Here is a 5,748-nt window from a genome sequence, read left to right on the forward strand (position 1 = left end):
TTAAAATCACCTTTCTAATTACGCCCACCTCATTTCTTGTCATGAGGTTTTAGTATACTATATTTTTTGAAATTTGGGACATAATCAAATGTGGTATAGTAAGACATTATCATAAATCAATCATAGTGCAATTAAATAATTATTTAAAATGTTGACAAAAAAAACATCATAAAGTATACTAACTTATAATAAGAATAAAAAATTGAATATTGTGAAAACTAGGATAGGGAAAGTAGACATTATCATATTTCTAAGAGAGTGGGGGTAGCTGTAAACTCATAAATAGTTAATGTTGAAACTCACCCTTGAGTTGTAAGCTGAAATTATATAGTTACTATATATAGCAATATATGTATAACATATAAGTAAGCCGTGCCGGTGCATATGAATTACACATCGTTATAAAATTAAGAAATAAAAATGGGTGGTACCGCGATAGACTTTTCGCCCCAATGGGAAGAGGTCTTTTTTTTATACTCAAAATTCATATCTAAAAAAAACATATAAACTAATTAAATGAATATTTATTAAATATAAAATTAAAGGGGGCATAAAAATGAAAGCTGCTGATGCAATAATTCAATGTCTAGAAAAAGAAAATGTGAAAATAGTGTTTGGTTATCCAGGTGTCCCAGTTGGACCTTTATATGAAGCATTAAGAAAGTCTGATATAGAACATATATTGGTAAGACATGAACAGGCTGCAGGACATAGTGCTAGTGGATATGCAAGAGCAACAAGAACAATAGGCGTATGTCTTGCAACTTCTGGGCCTGGGGCTATTAATCTTATAACAGGTATTGCGACTGCCTATGCGGACTCTATACCAATGATTGCAATTACTGGGCAGGTTCGAACAGATTTAATTGGAAAAGATGTTTTTCAAGAGGCGGATATCATTGGAGCAACAGACTCTTTCACAAAACATAGTTATCTTGTTAAGGACGCAAAGGACATTCCGCGAATTATGAAAGAGGCATTTTATATAGCAAAAACGGGAAGACCTGGTCCAGTGCTGGTGGATATACCATTAGATATTCAAAACACGGAATTTGAATTTGAATATCCAAGTATTGTTAATATAAGGGGATATAAGCCTACGATTAATGGTCATAAGGGACAAATAAAAAAGGCAATAGAAAAAATTAAAACAAGCAAAAGACCGCTTATTTGTGTGGGTGGGGGCGTTATGTCTGCAAATGCTGAAAAAGAGTTAATTGAATTTATAGAGAAGTCTAAGATTCCAATGGTACACACATTAATGGGCAAAGATGGAATTATATCAAAGTATATTTATAATGTTGGATTAATTGGGTCTCATGGCTACCAATATGCAAATAAAGCAATAGCACAAGCTGATGTTCTAATTCTTGTTGGTACTAGGGTTGCAGATAGAGCAACTGCGGGTTCTAAGAGTTTTGGAAAGGTAGCAGATATTATCCATATTGATGTTGATCCAGCAGAAATAGGTAAAAACCTTAGTGCTCTCATTCCCGTAGTTGGAGATTGTAAAAAAATATTAAAAGTCCTAACAGATAAAATAACTGAAATTGATACAAAGGTGTGGCTGGGAGAAATTGCGACGTGGAAAAAAGAATATGCCAAAACTAGGCCTACAAATTTGAAGGTAAATCCACAATATGCTTTAGAATTACTTTCTGAAATGATTGAAGAAGATGCTATTGTTACTGCAGATGTAGGACAAAACCAAATCTGGACTTCTCATTATCTTGATATGACAAAGGATAGAAGATTTTTAACAAGTGGTGGACTTGGGACAATGGGATATTCCATTCCTGCCTCTGTTGGTTGTAAGCTTGCGTTCCCAGATAGACGAGTTGTTGCAGTGATGGGGGATGGAAGTTTTCAAATGAGTATGTCAGAACTTGGAACCATAAGACAAAATCATTTGAATATAATATTTTTGTTATTTAATAATTCAAAGCTTGGAATGGTAAACGAATATCAAAACAATGTCTATAAAAACACTTATGGGGTAGAGTTAAATGAAAATCCCGATTTTGTGAAATTAGTAGAAGCTTATGAATTTGGTGGTAAAACAGTTAATTCAAATTCAGAACTCAAGGAAGCTCTTGAAGAAGCCATGAATAGCAATAAAACTTTTTTGATAGAATGTATTGTAAGCGCAGAGGAGAGTACCTTATAGAAGGGAGTGGAAAATTATGAATAAATATATTTTATCTGTACTAGTTGAAAATCATTCAGGGGTTTTAAGTAAAATGGCAGGATTATTTACACGTAGAGGTTATAATATTGACAGTTTAACTGTTAGTATTACAGATGATCCGAACATTTCGCGTATGACAATTGTAGTAAGTGGTGATGAGCAAATCACTGAGCAAATTGTAAAACAATTAAATAAATTAATAGATGTAATAAAAATACTGGAGCTAAGTCCTCAAAAAGCTGTTTCTAGAGAATTAGCACTTATAAAAGTAAATTTAGAGCAAAGCTCAAGATCCTTTATTATAGAAACGGTAAATATTTTTAAAGGTGATATTGTGGAGATGAATGTAAAGAGTATGATAATCGAAATAACTGGGGATGAAGACAAGGTATCAACATTTATTGAATTAATGAAACCGTATGGTATTAAAGAAGTTGTTCGTACAGGACTTGCAGTGCTGCAAAAGAGCGTAGAAATGGATTAGCAAATGGTTAGCTCTTATAAATAGAAGGTTCTAAGTGAAATAATGACACTACGAGAGTGAAATTTTGTGGTGTCATTATTTTATGTCCATTACGTTTAGAAATATCCTGCAATGAGGTTGTGTAAGAATAGAAGTTGTATAAGAATGGGTGATTTGTTATAATTATAACAAAATTACTATTAAAGGAGAATTATATATGCTTATTGTACAAAAGCTTATTAAGAAATATGGTAAGGAATTAGCTGTAAATGATATTAGTTTTCAAGTTAATGAGGGCGAAATTGCTATTCTTTTAGGGCCAAACGGAGCAGGGAAAAGTACTACAATAAAATGTATTGCCGGATTACTAAAATATGATGGTGATATTGAAATTTGTGGACATAAAAATAAAACTATTGAGGCTAAGAAGATATTTTCTTATGTTCCGGAAGTATCCTCTATGTTTGATTTGCTCACAATCTACGAGCATATTGAATATATAGCTGCGGCTTATGGGATAGTGAACTATAAAGATCAAGCTGAAGATTTACTTGAAAGATTTGATTTAAGTGAGAAGAGAAATAAACTTGGGAAAGAATTGTCCAAGGGTATGATGCAAAAGGTAAGTATTTGTTGCGCATTAATAACGCATCCAAAAGTAATATTATTTGATGAACCACTAATGGGTCTTGATCCTAAAGCAATAAAAGAATTGAAGAAAGCCATCGTAGAGCTCAAAGAAAGTGGAGCATCTATCTTAATTAGTACTCACATAATAGACAGTGTTGATGATTTTTGGGACAAGGCATTGATAATGAAAAATGGGGATATAGTTCTTGCGGGCACGAGGCAAGAGCTTATGAGTAGAAATGAAACACTAGAAGAACTCTTTTTTGATGTAACGGAGGAGAAAGAATGAAGCCATTATTATATATATTAAGAAAGAATATAAAAAATTGGCTTCTACAATTAAAGCGAAAACCAGCAAAACTTATTGCATATATTGTATGTATAGCATTTTTGCTTGCAGCCTTAATTTTTGGTAGGAGTGATATGGGCGGGAAAAGTATTTTGAATCCTTTACTATATAATGCAATTGTAGGAGCCTTTATTTTAATGTTTACGGTGCCAGACCTTTATTCATCAATAAACAATGGAGCAACTTTTTTTAGAAGTGCAGACATTAATCTAGTATTTACATCACCTATTAGTCCTCAAAAGGTTTTAATATATGGATTTCTAAAACAAATATATTCTTCATTTATAGCTGTGTTTTTCGTGCTATTTCAAGGATATACAATTAACCGATTTAGTAATATTAAGTCTTATGGCATGGCAGTAATTATCTTTGGATTATTCATTATGCTGATTTTTACCTCAATACTAAAGATGTTATTATATTCAGTGGCTTCTAAAAGCCAAAGAAATAAGGTTATTTTAAGAAACACCTTTAAATTTTTAGGGGTAGCTATAATTATTGTATACTTTATAGAACTATATATAACTAGGTCACCATTAAAAGCTGTTTCATCATTGCTAAATAGTTCGGTTATCCCATATATACCGGTGTATGGTTGGGCAAGGGAAATAATAATATCTTCAATGAATGGCATAAGCAGCATGTTTTTTGTTTATACAGGATTAATTGTAGCGTCTGGAGCGCTTTGTTGTTATGTGGTTTACTCTATGAAACTTGACTATTATGAAGATGTGTTAGCTTCAACAGAACTTAAAGAAACAGCTATCGCGTCAATGCGGACTGGTGAAAGATTTGTGCAAACTGGTAAAAAAACTAGAGTGCGCAAAGTAGAGTATATTAAAAAGGGAACTCTTGCATCTGCTATATTCTGGAGACAAATATTAGAGTATAAAAAGACTGGGTTTGCACTTATAAACGTAATGTCAGTTATTTACGCAGTTATAGCAATAACTGCTGGATTATTTAGTCCTATTAAGAATTTAACATTAGTTTTAGGAGTCATGATATATCTTCAATTAATTTTTAGTTTTAATAGTAAGTGGCAAAGGGATTTATCAAATCCATATATTTATATGATACCTGATCATGCATTTAAAAAAGTTATTTATGTAACAGCTGTTGATAACTTTAAAAATATTGTTGATGGAACTATAGTTTTTGTAATAACAGGTATATTATTTAAAAGCAGTATCCTTCTTATTATTCTTAATATAATTGCATTTGCATCAATAGGTTCACTTTTTATTTATGGTGGAATACTAACTAGAAGGATTATTGGCTCAGGTAATAACATAATGGTTACAGCTTTTATTAGAATAGCGATTTTAGTTTTAATAATCGCGCCTGCTATAATTCTTTTAGGGGTATTATATAGTTTATCTAATAGTCTTATTGGAATGCTATTAGCGTACGGTGCATTTATTACTTATAATCTTTTGTTTAGCGCTTTAATACTGTTTCTTGGCAGGGGAGTATTTGAAAATATTGAACTTTAAAAATTGGGATTCTGATTATGCATTTATACGTTATATAGAAATTAGGAGTGGAGAAAAAATGTTCAATAAGAAAGAACTCGATTAATGGATAAAATATAATACTTGTTAAAAATAAATGTGCATACTGTTTTTTTATCATTCAAAACCATAGAAGTTGTCTTTCTATGGTTTTGCTGTTATTAAAATTGATTTAGATGATGATTATTATTGCATATAAGTCGAATATTGAAAATACTTTTCCTTGCGTATCTTAATGTGTAATATTGAATTATATAGATATATATGTTGGAATATGAAGATAATTTAGCTAGAGTAACTATATGATGAAATTGTGATTATAAAAATATGATAGAATACTCCTTGTCGTCACCAGCGAGTGGCATAAAGGTAAAATGTTAATTGAATTTAACAAGTTTAAATGAAAATTTATTAAAAGAATTAGTTGACAAAACAAGAAATAACTAGTATTATAGTAGAAGTCGTCACTTGATGGCGTAGCGAGTTGGTCTTTGAAAATTAAACAGAGAAATAGGTAAACTTAGCAAAATAATATTTTGCTAAACCAGTCAATTACTATAGAAAAGTAATATTAGTCGTAAGACTAAAAGTATGTAATGAGCTT

General features: G+C 31.2%; 4 protein-coding genes. All 4 read left to right on the forward strand.

Annotation, left to right across the window (positions count from 1 at the left end; all coding sequences use genetic code 11):
- Positions 1-556 precede the first annotated feature (556 nt).
- The 4 genes from ilvB (at position 557) to ACREVX_RS06205 (ending at position 5,126) form a co-directional block, all read left to right on the forward strand.
- Entirely contained in the window at positions 557-2,167 is a 1,611-nt protein-coding gene (gene ilvB / locus ACREVX_RS06190) for a biosynthetic-type acetolactate synthase large subunit (protein ID WP_431543298.1), read from the forward strand.
- Between the two features lie 16 nt (positions 2,168-2,183).
- Positions 2,184-2,672: an acetolactate synthase small subunit gene (ilvN, locus tag ACREVX_RS06195; RefSeq protein WP_431543299.1), complete on the forward strand. Its 489-nt coding sequence runs from the start codon at positions 2,184-2,186 to the stop codon at positions 2,670-2,672.
- Positions 2,673-2,868: 196 nt separating this feature from the next.
- Complete coding sequence (locus tag ACREVX_RS06200) at positions 2,869-3,570, forward strand: ABC transporter ATP-binding protein (protein WP_431543300.1); 702 nt, start codon at positions 2,869-2,871, stop codon at positions 3,568-3,570.
- Entirely contained in the window at positions 3,567-5,126 is a 1,560-nt protein-coding gene (locus ACREVX_RS06205; RefSeq protein WP_431543301.1) for a putative ABC exporter domain-containing protein, read from the forward strand. Before ACREVX_RS06200 ends, ACREVX_RS06205 begins: the two co-directional genes overlap by 4 nt.
- Positions 5,127-5,748 lie beyond the last annotated feature (622 nt).

Origin of the sequence: Clostridium sp. (genome assembly GCF_050717545.1) — a bacterium.
Taxonomy (GTDB): Bacteria; Bacillota; Clostridia; order Clostridiales; family Clostridiaceae; genus Clostridium_AD.

Coding starts and splice junctions, on each gene's coding strand:
- ilvN (WP_431543299.1), top strand. CDS start 2,184: ATGAATAAATATATTTTATCTGTACTAGTTGAAAATCATTCAGGGGTT.
- ACREVX_RS06200 (WP_431543300.1), top strand. CDS start 2,869: ATGCTTATTGTACAAAAGCTTATTAAGAAATATGGTAAGGAATTAGCT.
- ACREVX_RS06205 (WP_431543301.1), top strand. CDS start 3,567: ATGAAGCCATTATTATATATATTAAGAAAGAATATAAAAAATTGGCTT.
- ilvB (WP_431543298.1), top strand. CDS start 557: ATGAAAGCTGCTGATGCAATAATTCAATGTCTAGAAAAAGAAAATGTG.